The sequence below is a fragment of the Flavobacterium sp. HSC-32F16 genome, assembly GCF_024171645.1.
Taxonomy (GTDB): domain Bacteria; phylum Bacteroidota; class Bacteroidia; order Flavobacteriales; family Flavobacteriaceae; genus Flavobacterium.
In genome coordinates, this window is record NZ_JALKAC010000012.1 from 1 (window position 1) to 21,573 (window position 21,573).

The 21,573-nt window shown below is 33.5% G+C and carries 23 protein-coding genes; 8 read left to right on the forward strand and 15 right to left on the reverse strand.

The genetic code is table 11. The features are described from left to right. Window positions 1–139 precede the first annotated feature (139 nt). From L1276_RS23510 to rhuM, 15 genes are all read right to left on the reverse strand, one after another. Window positions 140–652, reverse strand: coding sequence for a DUF2314 domain-containing protein (locus L1276_RS23510; protein WP_253792094.1), 513 nt, complete (start codon window positions 650–652; stop codon window positions 140–142). Window positions 653–794: 142 nt separating this feature from the next. After that, on the reverse strand, window positions 795–1,475 hold the full coding sequence (locus L1276_RS23515; RefSeq protein WP_253792096.1) for a hypothetical protein: 681 nt from the start codon (window positions 1,473–1,475) through the stop codon (window positions 795–797). Window positions 1,476–1,574: 99 nt separating this feature from the next. Further along, the gene (locus L1276_RS23520) at window positions 1,575–2,204 is read right to left on the reverse strand and encodes a hypothetical protein (protein WP_253792099.1); all 630 of its coding nucleotides are present in this window, start codon (window positions 2,202–2,204) and stop codon (window positions 1,575–1,577) included. A gap of 195 nt (window positions 2,205–2,399) precedes the next feature. Beyond that, window positions 2,400–3,017 carry a hypothetical protein gene (locus L1276_RS23525; protein WP_253792101.1) on the reverse strand — a complete coding sequence of 206 codons (618 nt, stop codon included), beginning with the start codon at window positions 3,015–3,017 and terminating at the stop codon, window positions 2,400–2,402. Further along, entirely contained in the window at window positions 3,002–4,300 is a 1,299-nt protein-coding gene (locus L1276_RS23530) for a hypothetical protein (protein WP_253792103.1), read from the reverse strand. Before L1276_RS23530 ends, L1276_RS23525 begins: the two co-directional genes overlap by 16 nt. Further along, window positions 4,290–4,463, reverse strand: coding sequence for a hypothetical protein (locus L1276_RS23535; protein ID WP_253792105.1), 174 nt, complete (start codon window positions 4,461–4,463; stop codon window positions 4,290–4,292). Before L1276_RS23535 ends, L1276_RS23530 begins: the two co-directional genes overlap by 11 nt. 5 nt (window positions 4,464–4,468) lie before the next feature. Beyond that, entirely contained in the window at window positions 4,469–6,274 is a 1,806-nt protein-coding gene (locus tag L1276_RS23540; protein WP_253792106.1) for a type VI secretion system Vgr family protein, read from the reverse strand. A gap of 26 nt (window positions 6,275–6,300) precedes the next feature. Then, the gene (gene tssD / locus L1276_RS23545; RefSeq protein ID WP_253792108.1) at window positions 6,301–6,696 is read right to left on the reverse strand and encodes a type VI secretion system tube protein TssD; all 396 of its coding nucleotides are present in this window, start codon (window positions 6,694–6,696) and stop codon (window positions 6,301–6,303) included. 315 nt (window positions 6,697–7,011) lie between these two features. Next, on the reverse strand, window positions 7,012–7,362 hold the full coding sequence (locus L1276_RS23550) for a hypothetical protein (RefSeq protein WP_371924220.1): 351 nt from the start codon (window positions 7,360–7,362) through the stop codon (window positions 7,012–7,014). A 239-nt stretch (window positions 7,363–7,601) separates the two neighbouring features. Then, entirely contained in the window at window positions 7,602–8,006 is a 405-nt protein-coding gene (locus tag L1276_RS23555; RefSeq protein ID WP_253792111.1) for a response regulator, read from the reverse strand. A 1-nt stretch (window position 8,007) separates the two neighbouring features. After that, entirely contained in the window at window positions 8,008–9,264 is a 1,257-nt protein-coding gene (locus L1276_RS23560) for an ATP-binding protein (RefSeq protein ID WP_253792113.1), read from the reverse strand. Window position 9,265: 1 nt separating this feature from the next. Continuing rightward, entirely contained in the window at window positions 9,266–9,565 is a 300-nt protein-coding gene (locus L1276_RS23565) for a circadian clock KaiB family protein (protein WP_253792115.1), read from the reverse strand. A gap of 3 nt (window positions 9,566–9,568) precedes the next feature. Next, on the reverse strand, window positions 9,569–9,862 hold the full coding sequence (locus L1276_RS23570) for a circadian clock KaiB family protein (protein WP_095927489.1): 294 nt from the start codon (window positions 9,860–9,862) through the stop codon (window positions 9,569–9,571). Window position 9,863: 1 nt separating this feature from the next. Beyond that, window positions 9,864–11,543 carry a circadian clock protein KaiC gene (gene kaiC / locus L1276_RS23575; RefSeq protein WP_253792117.1) on the reverse strand — a complete coding sequence of 560 codons (1,680 nt, stop codon included), beginning with the start codon at window positions 11,541–11,543 and terminating at the stop codon, window positions 9,864–9,866. A 382-nt stretch (window positions 11,544–11,925) separates the two neighbouring features. After that, window positions 11,926–12,909 carry a RhuM family protein gene (rhuM, locus tag L1276_RS23580; RefSeq protein ID WP_253792120.1) on the reverse strand — a complete coding sequence of 328 codons (984 nt, stop codon included), beginning with the start codon at window positions 12,907–12,909 and terminating at the stop codon, window positions 11,926–11,928. 321 nt (window positions 12,910–13,230) lie between these two features. Here rhuM and L1276_RS23585 point away from each other — a divergent pair, with 321 nt between their 5' ends. The 8 genes from L1276_RS23585 to L1276_RS23620 all read left to right on the forward strand — a co-directional run bounded on the left by L1276_RS23585 (window position 13,231) and on the right by L1276_RS23620 (window position 21,512). Then, the gene (locus tag L1276_RS23585; RefSeq protein WP_253792123.1) at window positions 13,231–13,974 is read left to right on the forward strand and encodes an SDR family oxidoreductase; all 744 of its coding nucleotides are present in this window, start codon (window positions 13,231–13,233) and stop codon (window positions 13,972–13,974) included. 561 nt (window positions 13,975–14,535) lie between these two features. Beyond that, on the forward strand, window positions 14,536–15,828 hold the full coding sequence (locus L1276_RS23590; protein ID WP_253792124.1) for an epoxide hydrolase family protein: 1,293 nt from the start codon (window positions 14,536–14,538) through the stop codon (window positions 15,826–15,828). Window positions 15,829–16,128: 300 nt separating this feature from the next. Next, window positions 16,129–16,542, forward strand: coding sequence for a cupin domain-containing protein (locus L1276_RS23595; RefSeq protein ID WP_253792126.1), 414 nt, complete (start codon window positions 16,129–16,131; stop codon window positions 16,540–16,542). Between the two features lie 452 nt (window positions 16,543–16,994). Then, window positions 16,995–17,999 carry an alpha/beta fold hydrolase gene (locus tag L1276_RS23600; RefSeq protein ID WP_253792128.1) on the forward strand — a complete coding sequence of 335 codons (1,005 nt, stop codon included), beginning with the start codon at window positions 16,995–16,997 and terminating at the stop codon, window positions 17,997–17,999. 50 nt (window positions 18,000–18,049) lie between these two features. Next, window positions 18,050–18,460 (forward strand): organic hydroperoxide resistance protein, encoded by a 411-nt coding sequence (locus tag L1276_RS23605; RefSeq protein ID WP_253792129.1) that lies wholly within the window; start codon window positions 18,050–18,052, stop codon window positions 18,458–18,460. Between the two features lie 119 nt (window positions 18,461–18,579). Next, window positions 18,580–19,320, forward strand: coding sequence for a thioredoxin family protein (locus tag L1276_RS23610; RefSeq protein WP_253792131.1), 741 nt, complete (start codon window positions 18,580–18,582; stop codon window positions 19,318–19,320). A 427-nt stretch (window positions 19,321–19,747) separates the two neighbouring features. After that, entirely contained in the window at window positions 19,748–20,764 is a 1,017-nt protein-coding gene (locus L1276_RS23615) for a sensor histidine kinase (protein WP_253792132.1), read from the forward strand. Beyond that, the gene (locus L1276_RS23620) at window positions 20,745–21,512 is read left to right on the forward strand and encodes a LytTR family DNA-binding domain-containing protein (RefSeq protein ID WP_053472760.1); all 768 of its coding nucleotides are present in this window, start codon (window positions 20,745–20,747) and stop codon (window positions 21,510–21,512) included. The genes L1276_RS23615 and L1276_RS23620 overlap by 20 nt, the downstream gene beginning before the upstream one ends. Window positions 21,513–21,573 lie beyond the last annotated feature (61 nt).

Here is a 21,573-nt window from a genome sequence, read left to right on the forward strand (position 1 = left end):
TAATTTGTTTTAGTGATCTTTATTGTGTCAAACTGTTGCGGGCACGGATTGCAAATCCGCGCGATCGTTGCGGAGATAAATCTGCGCGATCGGGATTAAGTATAAACATGTAAACTTTTTTTTAGGACAAGACAGGGATTCATTTAAATTTTAAATTGCTTTCTGCATCAAATTGTTGTTGTTCTTTTTTACTCATTTGGCTTCTTAGGAGCTTAAGCGTATATCCTCCTTTAACAACATCGTTGTCTAAATACATCCAATCGGCCACATCATCCTTGTTTATTTCAATAAAATCGCCATTCTGAACTGCTTTGGTATATAAGGGTTCATTAGCCACAATGCCTACATAATTATTATTTGCTTTATTAATCAAAATATTTCTCACCCATAAATATTCATCTCCATTTGGGGTTTCGAATCCTTTTTTAAGCAAAAAATTTTTAAAATTTGGATTATCACTTTTTATTGCAATCTCAAATTCATTAAAAGAGGCTTTCGCCTGTCTAATGGCTTTTTTCATTTTTGTATCTTCACTTTCAACTCTATAAACGGCTGATGCTTTACTTGTGCCAGATTTTTCAACTTTATTTTTTGTCTGTGCATGTATTGCAATGCAAAACAATAAAATTAAAACTGTTATATTTTTTTTCATGATTATTTTGAATAGGGATTTAATTCTTTATAAGGATTTTTATATATGAAATTTCAATCTAAATATATCTAGTACTAACTAAATTAGGTTGATGAACTAACTTTAATTTGTATTTTCATCTGAAAGAGACATTTAATAATATTTAGTCTGCTATTATTTGGACTTCATAATTATTATAAATGCTATTTTTTTTTATAACTCCTTTAAATTTTGGTTCATAAATTAGAATAAAATTTATTGTATGTGTCTTTGATGTTTTTTTCTTTTTAAAATTTAATTTTTTAGTTCCGACATACATTTTATTAATAAAAATAGTATCTTCTTTTACTTTTCCCTCAGTAATTATCTCTTTATCGATAACTGTTATCTCCCTTTTCGCAGCTCGAGGAGCTGGAAGTGGAAATGTAAATACAATACTTTCAAGAAAATTACGATTGCTTACTTTTACTTTCTTTTCAATATCTTGTTGTATCTTAATAATGTTGTCTTCAATTTCATATTCTCCATAAACAGATATTTTTAGTATAGGCTTGTTTACTTTATTAAGAGTGTCATTTATTTTAAATTTTGAAAAATATACTGTATTATTTTCTGAATTAAAAAAATAAAGATTACGATAGTTATTTTTTGTTAATTCTGAGTATACACCATTTATTTTGAAATAACTTTGAGTTATTTTTTCTTTATTTTTTATTATTTCTTTAGAAGAATTGCAGGCGCTTATAATTAAAAATATTAATATAATTATCTGAGTTTTCATGCCATCTTTTATTTGTTCATATTGTTTAATCTTTTTTAATAGTTTAATAATAATTTTCTTCATGGCTAATACTAAGTATACTTAAAAGTTTCTGGAAATAAAATGCATCTAATATATCAATAAAAAAAAACTCCGCATTCTATAGAATACTTGGTCTTGAGATTACTTGCTTTTTTCTTCTAATAAATAAAACTCTTTTAATAATTTCCCTTCTTCAGACTGTCCTGCAAATAGGTATTTTTTAAGTCTTTCTAAGCTAACTTTATTATTTTCATCATAAACTACGTACAAGTGATGAAAAGTTGGTTTTGACTTTAATTGTATACTTATGTTATAATTTATTAAATCACGTTTATACTTGTTAAGATTTTCATCATATTTTTTCTTTTCTTCATTATATTCATTCTTATTTTGAAATTCTGAACTTAATGGTTTCTTGGGTTCTTTAGGTTTTTCAGGAAAAGCAATACTATCATGCATAGCATTAGTTGGCCAAAATGTACCAAAACCGTGTCTTGTTTCTGTAGTTAGATTTCCGTAGCTATTTGTTAAAGAAAAAGTTTCTTGTCCACGGTTTAACAACACATCAAACAATTGCTGGTAATCGTAGTTTTGAGTGCCTATTATTATATCTTCATTAAATGGATTTTTCTCGCTTGCTTTTCCATAATACATATCAACGGAGTATGCGGCATGAATAGAATTTGGCAATTTTACCTGCATATTAATTCCTGCAGACCAATATTGGTCTGAACTGTCCCGATAGCGCGGATTTGCAATCCGTGCCCTCAAAGATTGGTTTATAATTTGTTTTAGTGATCTTTATTGTGTCAAACTGTTGCGAGCACGGATTGCAAATCCGCGCTATCGTTGCGGAGATAAATCTGCGCTATCGGGTAAATTGCCTTTGAAATCAAGCCACGCATCAGAGTTGTCTTTATAATAAAAATGAATATATTGCACAGATTGTATTAAATCAGTGTGCACCTATTTCCAAACAAATTTTTGTTTTTTTTGTTGAATTTTCAGACATTCATTTATTGTGTAATTTATTGGGCAATCAAAACAGATATTCTTTATGTCTTCCTTTTCAAAAAGATTGGAAAAACTAATTTCTGTTTTTATTATGGATTTTAGCGATTGACTACAAATCAATGTAGATGGAAAAGACTCTATATCATCCCTACCTATTTTTTTGTTATATATATTATTAGAATATTTGAATTTTTTTGTTATATATAATTGTCCGTTAATTTTAGAAATAAAGAGCCAATAACTATTGCCATTATATATACTGTTAAATTTAATTATTACAGTGTTTTTATTTTTTCTTATTGTTTCTATAGTACAAATACTTTTTAAATAGTTTTGTTCTGTTTTACCATTTTGTATTCCATTTATTTGAACAGGAATCTTTATTAAAACATTTTGATCAAAGATCTTATCTCTATATATAGAATAGCAATCATCACATTCTCTACTTGTTATCTCATTAATGTTTCCTATTTTTTTTTTGTTTTCATAGACGGGAATTTTGTATTGACTTTGTGAATAAAGCTGAATAGTAAAAAGGTATAGAAAACAACACACTACTTGTTTACACATTTCTTATCATAGTTTAAAAAGTTTTTTGTCCATATAGTAAAGTTAATCCTTTCTTTCAATCCATTATCTCCGCCATTAATTGCTTTTGTAACTTCTTTGATTATTTCATCGGAAAATCCCTTATCCATAGCTGCCAAAGTTTTCTTTTGAAAAATTGTAGAATACCAGCCTGCTGAATTAAATGCATGAAATAAATCTTCAGATAATTTTTTAGCAAATATTTTTAATTTTTCATAGTAAGCCTCATCTAAACCTTTATTTCTTACTTCTAAATTATTTTTTATACAGTATTCTACACTTTCATTTATATTACCATTAGAATCTTTAGAACTATACTTTTCATATATTTGATAATAATTGGTTTCATTTATATAATCATAATATTTTAAATAATTAGAGTCATGAGTAATCTGTTTCATACCTCTTCCTTGAAAAGCTACACCTCCTCTATAATTGCTAGGAACTACAGATCTACTTTCGTATGTATATCTAAAGTAAATTGTCTCTAAATACATTTGACCAAGGAAATGAATTTTTCGTTTACATGAAGTTATTTTAAATTTTTCAAACATTTTATTCAACTCAACTGTAAATAATTTAATCTTGTTTCTGTTTTTTTCTTCATCTATTTTCCCTTCAGTAATTCTAAGAATAGAAATAAATTCCGATCCAGCATCAAAAAAAGCTTCTTTTCTTTTTTCCATCTTTTGATTGGTTCTCAGATTATATATAATTCCAATTATATCTTCTTCCGTAAAATCTCGATTACAATAGCAGGTAGAACCTGCTCCAATAGTAACCCTCCCACAATGTTCCCAGCTATCGGGCAAATTGCCTTTTAGATCAAGCCACGCATCAGAATTGTCTTTGTAATAGAAATCAATATATTTTACAGACTGCATTAAGTTTTTACTAAATACAATCTCAACAATATCGTCGTATCTTTTGACTCCTAAATCGTGTTCAACTTCTTTTTTATTATGGTTCGAAACAAAAACTTGCCCGTTTACAGCAGTTAGTTTGTATCTTAAATAACCGTCGGGATCACTTGCATACTGATGTGCTTGCTGGAGTTTAAACTTTAAAATCGTTTTTTCTTTTTTGATTGTTTCAGGTTTAAATTCAATTGTTACTTCAGATTTCTTTTTGTAAATCTCTTTTATTGCAGTAGATATCAAACTTGATTGATTTGAAGAAATTACTTTAAAATCTTCACTGCTTTGTAACTCTGCAAAAGGTACAAAGTCATAACTGCTTACATAATCATAAAAATTAATCGCCATTGCTATTTGCTTTTAATAGTTTTGCTGCAATCATTTGTATATCTCCAACTGTAGTTTTTAAAACTATTTTTGATGCACTTTTTGATATAGTTTCCTTTACTATAATATCACTGTCAGACTGCACTTTAATTGTAATATTTTTTGCTTGTTTTAGTATTGCCATAGTTTTTAATTAAAGCTTGAATTTTCTCCTGAATGTCCGTGTATGTTTTTTGCGCTGTGTATATTAACATCGTCCTGAGTTGTGCTAATATTCATTTTTCCCGCTATTTCTCCTGCTGTTCCACCTACCTCTCTTGAATAGTTTTCATCTGCAATTTCTGTGCGGTTGTCAGACTTTTCAAAAAGGTTTCCACTAGCACTTATAGTGATGTTATTTCCTGCGGTTTGTATTATATTATTGTCAGCATTAATAATAATGTCATAGCCCGCTTTTACCGTAATACTTTCCGTAGCCTCAAAAACAATATTTTTCGCTCTAATGGTAAAAGTTTCCGGCGTTGTGGCATTTATGTTTTTGTTCTCTTCGTCTAAATGAATTTCATTTCCGCTTGGGTCAGAAAGCCAGATCCCTGCTTTTTCAACGAATTTGAGCATTTGCCCAAATTTCATTTTTAAGCCTTTAATTAAATTTTTGGGATCAAAAAAATCTGGTTTTTCCATTCCGTTATAGAAACAGGCAGATACGTACGGACAGTCGGTATTACTGCCTTCAAAACTTACCTGAACTTCTTCGCCAATTTCGGGTCTGAAATAATTTCCTTTTCCTGAACCTCCATACGATTGTGCAACGCGCATCCATTCGCTTTTAGAAGCATAAGTATACCAATTGTACTGTACTTTTACACGTCCGAGTTTTTCGGGATCGTTGTTATCAATTACTTTGGCCGACTGACTTTCGGCAGCAGCAAATGCATTTACATTAGTATAATGCGGCGCCGCAACATCGGCAGGAATGGCTTTGAATTCGCAGGTGTAATTTCCGTTTACTTCAGAACGATGTACAATTTCAATTGCCAGTAAATGATGTTCTACCGTTTTGTTTTCTATGGTAAAAGTCTGGCCTAAACCTATAGGCAGGTAGGAGGTGCCGCTGTAAAATATGCTGTTGGCATCGTGCCCGGCTGTCTGCATTTTTACCATTTCTTCAATATCTTGTTTGTTTTGGGCATTGTTGGTATAAGCACCGTTTTCTAATCCCGGACGAACAATATAAGGTTGTTTAAAATTGGCAATAGAAGCAAACCTGTCCCTGCTTCCTTGTGAAGTTTTTTCGGCACCGTTTTTTAAATTAGACGCAGTAGTATAGTCGTAACCGCTAAACGAAGTTTTTTGCGAAACCAAATTGGCTTCGATACTAAAGTTATGAAGCGAGGATTCGTTTATAAGCCTGATATTGGTATTTTTTATTTTTCCGAACTGCATGCGCATTCCGTCAAAATAAAACCATTGCGCATAACGTTGAGAAAGACGTTTAAGGAAATCAAAATTGGTTTCGTTATACTGGGTTTTAAATTTAAATTCTTTTGTATAAGTAGGAACAATAGATTCACGCTGATAGAATTCTCCAGAACTTTCCTCGGCAAAAATTTCGAGCCCAATTTGCTGTAGATTTTTTTCAAGGAATATTCGGGATTTTGGCATATCGTCAAGCGTAATGGTATGACTGATTCCCGAAACCTGAAGTCCGGCCGGACTTCCGTCTTGGTCAAGAGAACCTAATTTTGTAATTCTTCCTTTTGACATGAGTCTGATGCCATTTACTTTGAAGGTAAAAATTACTTCACTGCCTATATAATTACTAAATGCTTTTTCCTGATCCTGAGGTTCTATAATAGGTTTTCCGGTGTACTGCCAAAAGAAAGAAAAATGGTGATGATCTGCCATTTTTTGAGACAGTTGAAGATTGTAATAAATAACATTTTGAGAAAAACCTTCTATCGTAATTTGTACTTGTTCTGAAAAATGTGACATGGTTTGGTGTATAAAATAAGTTTGATTTAGTTAAGTGAAATCCATTTTTTAGAAAAGTCGGCATCTCCAAAAACCAGTTGCTTAGCCGTTAATTCCATTGAAATAAGCATTGGGGTATGGGTTGTGCTCTTAAATTCTTCGTTATAAGAAATGCAGTAGGCTTTATCAAAAGTTAATTCCCTCATTTTGCTCATGGCATCTCTTCTAAAAAAAATAATTTTGCCGCTTTTGGTTAAATCACCGCTTAACATCCAGGATAAAAAACTGGTGCTTTGGCTGGCCTCGATACTTATTTTTATTGTACCTCCTTTGGCGTTTCCAACGGGTTTATTTAATCCGTCAATTTTCTGCCAGAATTTTATATTAAAATCAAGCACATTAAATTCTTCTCCGTCAATTTCTAGTTTTGCTAAAAAGCTCATTATTTATTTTTTTGATTTGATACAATAGATTGTCATTCCGGATTCGTTTTCAGAAAGGAATTAGAATATTTCTTAATAATTGCAGTTGGATTTTCTACGAAATTGGTATTCGCAGAATTTGTTATGCAGTATTGGTTATAAAATTATAGGGAAGTCAGTTATAAAATATCCCTCTAAACGGCATAAAAATATCAGAATAAGCTTTTTTTAATTTTTCAGTTACGGAAGATTTGAAAATAGACGGTTTTTAACAAAAAAACAAAACCCTCAATCTTTTTAAGATCAAGGGTTTTTAATTTTTAAAACAGCAAAATTTTATTCTACATCCAAATAAGGATTCAAAATTTCAGCCAGTTCATTGAGCCAGTAAAAGCTGTTTTCTAGTTTTAGTATTTCTTGTTGAAGTGTTTCGTTTTCTCTTATCAAACTTAACGAAACAACAAAGTTTACCTGTCTTAAGGCTTTTGCCATTTGTTCTGGCGTTACGGTTTGATTGAAAAAATTGGTAAGCCTGATTTCGGCTTCTTTTGAAAGGGTTTTGGTACTCATAATCTGTGTGTTAGGAAAAAAACCCGTGCAGCTAAGGTGTCCTACGCCACAGAGTGCGTTACGGTTGTTTCCAATACCGCCACCATACCACACGGGCAAAAACTTTTTTGATATCATTTTCTCTGGGTTTAGGACTGTAAAGATATCAAAAAATAATTTTAATTGTAAGAAAAATATTTCTTTTTAAATATTTAGTTCTAGCTCTAATTTCACAAAATCTTCTAATGAAAATGAGTGTCCTAGCCCTGATCGAAGCGGCATCCTTTTGTGTCTCGTTTCTTTAACGAGACATAAAAGATACAGCGGAGAGCAGGAATCAGCTCCTAAATAGTATTACGAATATATGAAATGAAAACTTAAGCTTCGATAATACTCAAAATTGTCTTTGGAATTTCGGCGAAAGCCTCAAAAGAATAGGGTTTTATAAGATAGGCTTTTACACCCAGATCGTCGCATTTTTCTTTGTATGACGGATTTATACTTGTGGAATACACAAAGCAGGGAATGTTTTTTAAGTCTGAATTGTTTAAAATTTGCTGTAAGGCTTCGATGCCGTCGACAATGGGCATGTTGATATCGGTCAGGATTACGTCTGGGTTTTCGTTTGCCGTGTTTTTTAGGTAATTGAGCAGTTCTTCGCCATTAGCTACAAGGCTTATTTTCCCGAAATTTGGGTTTTGATTGAATGTTTCGAAGATTACATCAGCATCATCATTATCATCTTCGGCAATTATGATATGCAGGTTGTTTTTTTGTGGCATTTTATAAAATTGGGAAGTAAAGATTAAATGTCGTTCCTTCATTCAGCGTACTTTCAACGGTAATGTTTCCGGAGTGATTTTCCATAATCTTTTTACAAATCGCAAGGCCAATTCCGTTTCCTGAATATTCGTTTCGGGCATGAAGGCGCTGAAAAATGGTAAAGATTTTAAGAAGATGGCTCGACTCCATGCCAATCCCGTTGTCTTTAATTTGAATCTTTACAAATTTAGCATTTTGATTTGGCATTTCGGCATTTAAATTTTCGGCCTGATAAATTTCTATCAACGGAGCAACGGCTTCTTTACTGTATTTTATGGCGTTGGTAATGAGATTGCCAAAAAGCTGACGGATTTGGACTTTTGAGGCTTTTATGGCCGGTAGTTTTCCTATTTGAATATCGGCTTTTTTATCGGTAATAATAATTTCGAGATCTTCGATAACTTCGGCAATTACGGATTTCAAGTCAATTTCGGTTCGTTCTTCCTGCGCCGTGTGCGACGAATACTTAACCAAATCATCAACAAGGGAATTCAATCGCAAGGCCGATGATTTTAAAACATTCATTGATTTGGCATCGGTTTCAGAAAGGTAACTTCCGTCGATTCGGTCATTGTGCATGACAATTTTCCGAAGCGGTTCTTTTAAATCGTGCGAGATTACGTGAATAAATTCTTCGAGATTGGTATTGATTCGGTTTAACTCCTTGATTTTTTCTTCTAATTCCTGCTGATGATGGAGGAGGGCTTCTTCGTGTTTTTTCTTTTCGGTTAAATCGGTAATTACAATTCCTATGGCTTCTACGGAGGGTTCCAGATCGGTTAAAGCAATGTAAGCCGGAAAAGTTTTTTTATCATTATTCGATTTAAAAAGGATTTCATGGGTTGTGATTCCGTATCGTAATGCCTGAATAAGCTGAACAAATTGCGTGGGATTATCAAAATATTCATTTAAATACGTCCCGATAATTTGTTCTGAAGGAAGTCCAACCAATTCAGAAAAATAGTCGTTGCAATATAATATTAGTCCGTTTCGGGAAATACTAAGCGCACCCTGGCCAAATTTTTCTATTAGAAGTCGATACGTATAATCGGCCGTTTCTAGGGAATAAAGTTCCGGAACTCCGTTGCTGGTTACGACCAATGCGTCAACGTCTCCTTGTTTTATGGCGTTGACAATGCTGTTAGATTCAAAAAGTTCTTCTCTTAATGATTCTATTTCTGCTAATAATGATTCTATATTTAGTTTTTTACTCTTCAAATTATTCGCCTATATTTAGTATATATAAAACCTTTGCTTTATCTGATAAATCGCCCAGAATAATTCTTCTTGGTTCTGGATAAATTTTAATTAATGTAGGAATGGCCACAATTTGATGAATTACGGCTTGTTCCTTATCACGACTGATATCTATAATTTCTAATTCGTAATTATTGTTGAGATAAGTGTCGCAGATTTTGCGTAAATTTTCGATTGCATGCCCTGATTTAACAGACATACCTGAAACAAAAAGTAAAAACTTATGTTTGGTTGTACTTGTGCCATCAGCTAAATCTTCCATAATTTAGCTGTTTATAGGTTTAATATTAAGTCCAACAAGTACTCTTTCTTCATTAGAAAGATCACCTATAATTTTACGTATAGGCTCAGGAAATTTTCTCACCAGGGTTGGTACAGCCAAAATTTGATCGCCTTCTGCCAATTGCGGATTCTTCAGCAAATCGATAATCTCGATGCTGTATTTTCCTTTTAAATGTTCTTCGGCGTATTTTTTTATGTTCTCAAGCGCCTTGATCGATTTTGGCGTCTGACCTGCGATATAGAGCAATAATTGCCATTCGGCTACTTCTTTTTTCATTTTAATTTTCTTTTTTCTTAGAAGATAGTTTTTCCTGCAATTCTTCTGTTGCTTTAAGGATACTCAGTTCTTCTTCTGCCGATTCAAATTCGGTTCTCAAGGCTTCAATATTAGCTTCAAGAACTTTTCGTTTACGTTCAATTTCTCTGTCTTTTCGGCTTATTTCATTTTGTAGTTTAATATCAGAAATGGTTTTCTTAAACTGATGTGATTTTCTTGCGGCTCCGGTCAGGATTCCCTGCGGACCTAATTCTACATCGAGTAATTCGATTCCGTTACTGGTAATCACAAATTCCCTAACCTGGTTAGAATGTCCCATTCCTCGGGCTTTGATAATGAAAATTCCGCGATTTCTTTCGCCAACGCCTTCCATATCACGAACGGTAATCCAGGTATCTACTAATGATGATACGGATTCTTCGGCCAAATCGGGTCTGAAATTATCTGTTTGTTTGTTTAATGACGTAAACATCGCCGTAATATTATTGGCTTTGAGCATATCAATTAACCTTACAAGCATAGAACGAACTTCGTGCTCGCTTCCTACTGAAATAAGATTACTAATAGGATCTATAATAATAGTGGTAGGCTGAAACTCTTTGATCATTTTTCGAAGCGTAAGCAAATGCAGTTCAAGTCCGTTTAACGACGGTCGGGAAGAATGGATTTGCAAAGTTCCTTTTTTGATATGTTTATCCAGATCGATACCAATTGATTTCATGTTTCGAACCAATTGATGCGGAGATTCTTCAAAAGCGAAATAAATCGTTTTTTCGTTCTTTTCGCATTGCTTGTTGGCAAAATAACAGGCAACGGTAGTTTTGGCTGTTCCGGCAGTTCCTGATATTAAAATGTTGCTTCCGCGATAGAAACCTCCTCCATGAAACATATCATTTAATCCGGGAACGCCTGTAGAAATAATATCTGAGGAAACTTCGTTATCGAGTTTTAATGACGTAATAGGAAGTACCGAAATACCATCTTCATCAATTAAAAACGGATATTCGTTTGTTCCGTGTGTTGAACCTCTGTATTTTACAATTCGGAGTCTTCTGGTCGAAACCTGCTCAATAACACGGTGGTCGAGAACAATTACGCAGTCTGAAACGTATTCCTCTAATCCCTGACGGGTTAAGGTTGCTTCGCCGCGTTCCCCTGTAATAACCGCTGTAACGCCTTTTGTTTTTAGCCAGTGAAATAATCTTCGTAATTCGGCTCTTAAAATTGCCTGATTATCAAGACCAGCAAACAGAGACTCTATTGTATCGAGTACAACTCGGGTTGCTTTTATAGAATCAATGGCGTGGCCTAATCGTATAAATAAACCGTCAAGATCATATTCTCCTGCTTCTTCAATTTCTGATCTTTCGACACGAACATGATCGACTACGAGTTTTTTATCTTTTTTAAGTTGTTCAAGGTCAAAGCCTAACGATTTTACGTTTAAAGTAAGATCATCCGAAGGCTCTTCAAAAGACATGAAAACTCCGGGTTCGTTGAATTCTGTAATACCTTTAATAAGGAATTGCATTGACAATAGTGTTTTTCCGCATCCGGCACCACCGCAAATTAAGGTTGGACGCCCTTGTGGGAAACCGCCATCCGTAATTTCGTCTAGTCCGTCAACTCCGGTTGGAGTTTTTGGAAATATAAAATGATGTGATTTTGTTTTTTCTTGCACGATAATAAAATTCAGTATTAACTCAAATATACGTTTTCCTACACGATTTACAATGAATTCTTATTAAGATTTAACAGCTGTTTAATGAAGTTTTAAAAATAAATTAAGAAAATTAAGCTTTAAATATGAATAAATCGGATAATTTTAACCAAATAATTGCAAAATCAATTTGAATATTTAACAGTAATTTTTCTGTTTTGACTGAAATTGATTTTTGGTAATATCTAAATGTTAAATTTTATTGATAACTCTTTTTTGATTAAGATAATAGTCTTTTTTTGAAGCGATTTAGTTGGCTTCTATAAGAGTTATAAAACCCTTTTTGACTTTCTTAAAGGAACTAAAAGACACATAAAGTGATGTTTTTTTATTGATTCTTATTTTATTTTTTCAATTTTTTAATATCTGCTTCAATTTCTTTTAGACTTTGTTCAATCTCTATATTTTTTCTTATGTCCTTAAACTTTCTAAATTCTTCTGTAGATTTATCCAGAGCCATTTGATGACTAATTTTTCCAGCATGTGACAATAATTCTCTTCCATTAAGTTGCAAAATACTATCAAGGCGTTGCGCCCAATCTCTCATATACATTGGAGTTTGCTGCTGTGCCATAGTTTCGGCGAATGCTAAATATTGCTCAACCAATAGTCCTAAAAGTTTTATTTCATCTTCATTAAGATAGTTTTTAGCTACACTTACGTCCGTTTTTTGCACTTCTTTTTCATTCTTCTTATCAAAAGACTGCATTCCTAATAGTGGTAATGAAGCATCAACTCTGCGATATATTAGTTCAGCTGCTGTATTTTGAGAGATTGCCCAAAGAAGTTTATTTTGTACTATTTTGAAAAATGAAATTGTTGTTTCATCCTTTGGATCATAATCAATACTGGTAGTGTAGATATCTTTTATTTTTTGATAGAAGAATTTTTCAGATATTCGGATTTCACGAATGCGTTGCTGCAATTCATTGAAATAATTCATAGTATTGCCCGATTTAAAGCGATCATCGTTTAAAGCAAAACCTTTAACAATATATTCTTTTAAACGCTGTGTTGCCCATATTCTGAATTGTGTTCCTTGCAGTGATTTTACTCTGTAGCCAACAGAAATTATTACATCAAGATTGTAATAATTAGGTGCTTTTTGCTGAAATTCGGAATTTCCGAATTTGTGTATACACAAGTTTTCCTGAAGTTCACCTTCTTCAAAAATATTTTTAATGTGTTCGTTAATTGTAGATTTGGCTTTACCAAATAATTGTGCCATTTGGTCTTGTGTTAACCAAACTGTTTCTTCTTCAAGCTGTACATCAATTTTAATATTACCTTCCTGACTTTGATATATAAGTATTTCCCCAGTATTCATTTATATTATTCTTTAATTTAAGATGTCATTTCTCTAATAACTGATTATCCAGAATCTAAGTTGGTTTAAAAAATTAAATGTATTTGTTTTATTGCGGATTGCGTTTCGAAATAAATTTTGGAGCTAAAGTATTAAATAATTTTCTATGATAAATTAGTAATTATTTAATTAATAAGAAAAGGACTTCTTTTTTATAAGTTCAAATTTAACTTTTAAACATTTGAGGCTCAAATTTTCGTCGCAGGTATACTCTATGATACCTCTAAAAAAGCAATACCATTTGCAATTTAACTTTGTCCCATTAATTTAAAACATATAAAAATGGACAATTTAAAAGATAAAGTAGCCGTAATTACAGGTGGAAACAGCGGTATAGGATATGCCACAGCAAAACAATTTAAAGAACAGGGAGCACAAGTTATTATTACCGGAAGAAGAAAAGAAGCAATTGAAAAAGCGGCACTGGAACTGGGCGTTACGGCAATAACTGCGGATCAATCGAGTATTTCGGACATTGAAAGTCTGGCTTTAAAAGTTAAACAGGATTTTGGTAAAGTGGATATTCTTTTCATCAATGCCGGAATTGCCGGATTAGGAAATATCGAACAAGCAACTGAAGAACAATTTGACAGTATCATGGATGTGAATTTTAAAGGTGCCTATTTCACATTAAGCCGATTTATTCCCATTTTGAATGACGGTGCATCGGTTGTTTTTCTTTCTTCGAATACTGCCAGTATGCCGGGACCGGGATCTTCAGTTTATTCTGCCAGTAAATCCGCTTTGAATTCGGTTATGAAATCAGCAGCTTTGGAATTAGCGCCTAGAAAAATTAGGGTGAATTCCATTAGTCCGGGACCAACCCAAACTGAAGTCATGAAAAAAGTTGGTTTAGATGAAGCAACCGTAAATGGTATTATGGATATTGTTATTGAGAAAGTACCTTTAAAACAAATGGGGAAATCTGAAGATGTTGCTAAAATGGTTTCGTATCTAAGCAGTGAAGCAGCAAAATTCATCACCGGAGCAGATTTCATTATGGATGGGGGAATGGTTCTTTCTTAAAGTTATGAATTATTAGTTATAAGTTATGAGTTGATTTTTTTAACCGCAAAGGACGCTATGGTTTACGCAATCCCGATAACTATCGGGAGCAAAGTTTTTTTAATCTCGCAAAGTCGCAAAGCCGCAGAGTTTTTTTGTTTCACGCAGATTTCGCAGATTTAGGCAGATTATTTTTTTAATTTTTTAATAAATAATCAATTAAAATCTGCCTAAATCTGCGAAATCTGCGTGAAAAAATCATTTTAATCCTTTTAATCTGTGGCAAAAAATAATAATCTGTGGCAAAAAAACACATAAAGATCGCAAAGCTATTACACACATAGCTTTGCGATCTTTGCGTTTCTATAAAGCCTTACGAGCCAAAAATCTTTGCGTGCTTTGCGGTTAAGTTATTCGCATTTCAAACTCATAACTCATAATTAAAAACTTCTAACTCAAACACTGTCCGTTTCACCTCAAACTTCGTCCGTTTGGACTGTTTTCTCATTTCGTAAGAAGGGTTATCGAAATACTTTTGACGAAGAAATTAACTGATATTCAAATAATTTAAAAATCAAAAAAATGAAAACACTTCAACTAAACAAGCGTAGTTTTTTAAACGCTATTGCAACTGGAACTTTTATGTTGGCTACTGCCGTATCTTTTGCACAGAATGAAACTAAAACCGATTGTAATTTAATTCGTCCATATCACATCAGCGTTTCACAAGAAGCGATTACAGAACTTCGCAATCGAGTAAATGCTACAAGATGGCCGGATAAAGAAACCGTAGCAGATCAATCTCAGGGAGTAAAACTAGAGCAGATTCAGAATCTGGTTAAATACTGGGGAACCAATTATGACTGGCACAAAACAGAAGAAAAACTAAACGCACTTCCTCAATTTGTAACCAACATCGACGGACTGGATATTCAATTCATCCATATAAAATCAAAACATAAAAATGCTTTACCGTTAATTATTACTCACGGATGGCCGGGATCCTTTTTTGAACTTTTAAAAGTAATTGGTCCATTAACAGATCCAACAGCGTATGGCGGAAAAGCAGAAGACGCCTTTGATTTGGTTATTCCTTCAATGCCGGGTTACGGTTTTTCTGAAAAGCCAAAAGGAACAGGCTGGGGGCCAGAGAAAATAGGAAATGCATGGAATGTTTTAATGAAACGTTTAGGCTACAAACAGTATGTTTCTCAAGGTGGTGACTGGGGTTCTGTAATTGCGGATGCCATGGCGCGCCAAGCTCCAGAAGGTTTATTGGGAATTCACGTAAACATGCCTGCAACAGTTCCTGCCGATGTTGCCAAAGCACTTAAAGACGGTGATCCGGCACCAAAAGGATTATCGGTTAAAGAAAATGCAGCTTTTAATTCTCTGAATAAATTATACACAAAAGGCGGTGGTTATGCCGGAATGATGGTTACCCGTCCGCAGACTTTAGGTTACGGACTTACGGATTCTCCTGTTGGTTTGGCTTCGTTTTTCCTGGATAAATTCAACGAATGGACCTACAGCGGAGGAAATGCCGAAAATTCACTGACTAAAGATGAAATGCTGGATGATATTTCGCTTTACTGGTTTACGAATACAGCCAATTCATCTGCTAATTTATATTGGGAGAATAACAACAATAACTTCAATGCTGTTGAACAAAAAACAGCCGAAATTAAGATTCCGGTTGCGATAACTGTTTTTCCGGGAGAAATTTATCAAGCACCAAAAACATGGGCTGAAAAAGCATACAAAAACCTGATTTATTTTAAAGAAGTAAACAAAGGCGGACATTTTGCTTCTTGGGAAGAACCACAATTGTTTTCAGTTGAACTTCGTGCTGCTTTTAAATCATTGAGAAAATAATCTAATATTTCTTTTTAAACACATAGAGACATAGGTTGAAAACGTGGTAAAAGGTTTTTGAAAAAATCTAGATTTTAACACATAGCTCTATGTCTGTGGTTGAAATGTTTCACGCAGATTCGGCAGATTTGAGCAGATTATATTGAATAAAAAATTTGCGTTTATCTGCTTAAATCTTTTTAAAATCTGCGTGAAAAACCCAGCAAACTATGTTTGTTCAAAACAAGTGAAACGCCTTTATAGACAAGAAAAACTATGTCCCTATGTATTTAAAAAACTAACCACTAAAAAAATAAAATCATGGAAACTAAAAAACAAAAAACTTGGGTTATAATCGCCATTATCATTTTAGGAATAATTGCTTTTCTAATTCCGAATCAAATCGCTGCCCAAACTGGAATAAAACGCACTGATTTACAAAAACACGATTTAAGCATTCCGGGAAGAGAAACCGTTCAAGCCCGAATTGATTTTGACGGACATACCGCTTTCGGAAAACATTCTCATCCGGGTGAAGAGATCATTTATGTATTAGAAGGTTCGCTGGAATATGAAATTGAAGGGCAGGCACCAGTTACTTTAAAAGCTGGAGAAGTACTTTTTATCCCCGCAGGAGTTGTTCATTCTGCTAAAAACAATACCAATAAAAAAGCATCAGAACTGGCAACATATATAGTTGAAAAAGGAAAACCGGTTTTGGTTATGAAGAAGTAGTTTCAAGTTTCAAGTTTCAGGTTGAAAAGCGAATAAGTTTAACCGCAAAGTGCGCTAAGGATACGCAAAGGTTCGCAAAGTTTTTGTTTCCCGCAGATTTAGCAAATTCGGCAGATCTGATCAAATTATTTGCAATGAATTCAGCAAAAATAATCTGCCAAATCTGCAGAATCTGCGTGAAAAAATCATTTTAATCCTTTTAATCTGTGGCAAAAGCTTTAAATAAAGATCGCAAAGCTGTGCAAAAATACTTTGCAAACCTTTGCGTATCCTTAGCGTGCTTTGCGGTTAAACTACTCACAACTCATAATTCAAAACTCATAACTCAACCATTGTCCATTTCGCCTTTTACTTTGTCCACTTCGGCTTTTTTCTCCTTTTAAAACGAGGATTGTCAAGATACCTTTGATGAAGAAATTAACTGATAATCAACTAATCAAAAAATAATAATTATGAAAACGATAGTAAAAATCAAAAACAGTATTACAAACACAGTTTTATTAATTGCCTTTCTTTTAGTAAACGCAGTATCAATTGCACAGACAGAAAAAACAGAAGGCTCACTAGGAACTTTAAAACAAATCAACGCCGGATTATTAAACGTAGGATATACCGAAGCAGGACCTTCAAACGGAACTCCGGTAATCTTACTTCACGGATGGCCTTATGATATTCACAGTTACAATGAAGTAGTGCCCATTTTAGTTTCAAAAGGATATCATGTATTTACACCTTACTTAAGAGGTTCAGGAACAACGACTTTTCTTTCTAAAGATACTTTTCGAAACGGACAACAAGCAGCTTTAGCAGCCGATATTATTGCTTTTATGGATGCCTTAAAAATTGACAAAGCCGTAGTTGGCGGATTCGATTGGGGCGCAAGGACAGCAGTAGTTATGGCGGCACTTTGGCCGGAACGTGTTAAAGGTCTGGTTTCGATAAGCGGTTATTTGGTTGTGAATCTAGAAGCTAATTTAAAACCATTACCTCCAAAAGCCGAATTAGGATGGTGGTACCAATATTATTTCGCAACCGAAAGAGGAAAATTAGGCTACAGCCAAAATACATACGAATTCAACAAACAAATTTGGCAGATCGCTTCTCCGTTATGGAATTTCGACAAAGCAGCTTACGATCAAACAGCTCAGTCTTTTGACAATCCGGATCACGTTGCAATTGTAATTCACAATTACAGATGGAGACAATCTCTTGAAGCAGGAGAATCTAAATACGATGCTTTAGAAAAACGACTTGCTGCAAGACCGGAAATTAAAGTACCAACAATCACAATAGGAAGCGATTTTGACGGTGCTTTCGCAGATGGAAAAGCATACGCTAACAAATTCACAGGAAAATACGCCCACAGAATTCTAAAAGGAATAGGACACAACGTTCCACAAGAAGACCCAAAATCATTTGCACAAGCAATTATAGATGTGGATGGCTTCAAAAATTAAAAATCAGAAATAATCTAAAATCAACAATTTAATATCTAAAATTAAAAATTATGAACACAAAAGTATTATACACAGGAAAAACACACACAACAGGTGGTAGAGAAGGCGCTTCTCAAAGTTCAGATGAACAATTGAATATCAAATTAAGTTCTCCGGGAACATCGCGTCCGGGAACAAATCCAGAGCAGTTATTTGCTGCAGGATGGTCGGCATGTTTTATTGGAGCTTTAGGAATTGCAGCTTCAAAACAAGGCGTTAAACTTCCGGCAGAAACTGCTGTAGATGCAGAAGTAGATTTATGTGTAACTGAAGGAGAATATTCTTTACAAGCACGTTTAAATATCAGCCTTCCGGGTATTGATCGTGAAACGGCAGAAGCTTTAGCAGCTCAGGCACACCAAACTTGTCCTTACTCAAAAGCAACAAGAGGAAATATAAACGTTGAGATTAATATTCTATAATTTCTAAGTTGCTTAACCTACAAGGTTTTCAAAACTTTGTAGGTTTAAATTATAGACTTTCTAAGTAAAAAAATATACCTGCAAGATTTTCAAAACCTTGCAGGAAATAAATAGGAATCATGAAAAAGATAAAAATAATAAGTGCTTTTGCGATGCTGTTTTTCTTAACCGGAAACACCATTTTCAGCCAAAGTAATCAAGATAAAAAAGGTTTTGCTCTTTTAGAATTATATACTTCCGAAGGCTGCTCGAGCTGTCCGCCCGCAGATGAATTACTGGGAAAAATTCAAAATGAATTAAAAGATAAAAATGTTTACGTACTTTCTTATCACGTAGATTATTGGGACAAACAAGGCTGGAAAGATATTTTCAGCAATGCCGATTTTACCAAAAGACAATACGATTACGCCAAATACATGGAGAAAGATCCAATTTACACGCCACAGGTAATCATTAACGGAAAAATAGATTATATCGGATCTCAGGAAACAAGTTTACGAAACGGAATTAAATCGGCACTTTCAAAACCCGCTTTTACGAATTTAAGCTTAGAAGCCACTCAAAATGCTAATGCTGTTGCTGTAAATTACAATGTAGAAGGAACTTCAAAAAACAGTCGTTTATTAATTGCTGTAGTCCAAAAAGAAGCCAAAAGCAATGTAAAAAGAGGGGAGAATGCTCACAGGGTTTTATCACATTATCAAATTGTTCGCAACCTGCAATCAGTAGATTTAAACAAAGTTAAAAAAGGAACAGCATCGGTTCATGTTCCTAAAAATTATAATGCACAGGATTTTGAGATTATTGGTTTTGTTCAGGATATGAATTCAGGGGCAATTTTAGAAGTAAAACGAGCTTAAATTTTTTTAACACATAGAGACATAGCTTTTCTTTGTCTATAAAAGGCATTTCATTTGTTTAAATACACATAGCTATGTGTGAAAATCTAGATTTTCTATTAGTTCTTTATTATTAAGAAATTAATCTATGTTTTCTATGTGTTTAAATATATTTCACGCAGATTTTGCACATTTTTTTGATTCTATTTCCACAATTTGCGAATATAAACTTTGCGCTTCTGCGACTTTGCGAGATTAAAAACAAACTTAAATTATCTGCGTACATCTGCTTAAATCTTTTTAAATCTGCGTGAAAATTTCTAATAAGCTATGTTTGTTTAAATTACTAAAACGCCTTCAAACACAAAGAAAAACTATGTTTCTATGTGTTTAAAAAAATCAAAATAAAACTATCTTTGACAAACAGGGATAAAAAACGGATACAATTATGGAAAAATCAAAACGTTTTCAGGTTTCGCTCAAAATTATTTGGGGAAGCTCAATTGCACTTGCAATTCTGGCTTCAATCCCCAAATTATTTGATGCCGATTCTACGCCTGGAGACATCATCATAAACTCTTCAATCACACTGCTGTTCTCCCTTTTTATATGGTATTACAACATTTATAGTTTACCCAAATTTTCATCACAGCGTACGAATAAAAGTCTGTTTAACTGGAAACTTTTATTGAGTGTTGTTTTGGGAATTTTGCTGATGGTGATTCTCGTAATTGCACATCAGGAACTTTTTCAGGTTTCAAAAATGGACGCGCCAATCATGTTTGAACTTCGGGGTATTTTGATCAATTTGATTGTGTATATGTTTCTGCATTTGCTTTTTCAGAATTACCAAACCCAGCAAATGGGAGTAGAGCTGGAACGTACAAAAGCAGTACATTTAGGAGCGCAGTACGAATTATTGAAGCAACAGGTAAATCCGCATTTTTTATTCAATAGTCTGAATACTTTAAAATCGATGGTTGATATGCAGGATCCGCAGAGTTCTGATTTTATCCTGAAATTATCTGATTTTTACCGATTTACTCTCGAAAGCAGAAAAATGGATTTGATTCCGTTAAAGGAAGAATTACAAATTTTAGATTCGTATGTATATCTGCTGAAAGCCCGTTTTGAAGACGGATTTGAAGTCATAAAAGAAATAGATGAAAAGCAATTCGATTGCGCGATTCCTCCTTTTTCACTGCAGTTATTGATCGAAAATTGCATCAAACACAATGTGGTTTCACTTGATAAACCTTTGAAAATTAAATTATACACCGAAAATGATTTTCTGGTAATTGAAAACCCAATTCAGTTAAAACGAGGAACTGTATCAACCGGAGTTGGACTGAATAATATCAATCAGCGTTTTCTGCATTTGGTTAACAAGGAAATTGAAATTGATAAAACCGAAGCTCTTTTTAAAGTAAAAATACCACTTATTTATGACTATCGTAATAATTGAAGATGAAGTAAAAACGGCCAAAGCACTTGGCCAGCTAATTTTGAGTATCAGACCCGATGCTCAAATTTTGTCGTATATTCAAAGTATAGACGGAGCTGTGAGTTATCTTTTAGAAAATGATCAGCCCGATTTGATTTTTATGGATATTCAGCTTGCAGATGGTTTAAGCTTTGAAATCTTCAAAAATGTAGAGGTTTTGTCGCCTGTAATTTTCTGTACCGCTTTTGATGATTATGCTATCGACGCTTTCAAATCAAACGGAATCGATTATGTCTTAAAACCTTTTTCAAGAGAAAGCATTTCACAGGCCATTAAAAAGGCTGGTGAACTGAAAAACTTCTTTCAAAGAAATAAAAAAATGATGCCCGATTTCGATTATCTCTTAACGAGAACAGGTGAAAATAAAGGAAAAAGCAGTTTTTTAGTTTTCAAAAACAATAAATACCAAACGATTCAAACAGAAAATATTGCCTTTTTCTATATCAAAAACGAAACACCAACAATCGTAACTTTTGATAAAACCGAATATCAAATCACGCAATCTCTGGATGAAGTTCATAAGCTTTTATCGGCGATTCAGTTTTTCAGAATCAACAGACAGTATTTGGTAAATTTTTCTGCAATAAGAGAAGCAGAGCATTATTTCTCAAGAAAATTAATTCTCAAACTTACGATTCCAACTGAGGAAAAATTATTGGTTGGGAAGGAGAAAGCTACGGCATTTTTGAGCTGGCTGGAGAATAGATAGTTTTTTTTAGTGGTCAGTGGTCAGTTTTTTTAGTGATCAGTTTTAGTATCAGTTTAAAGAA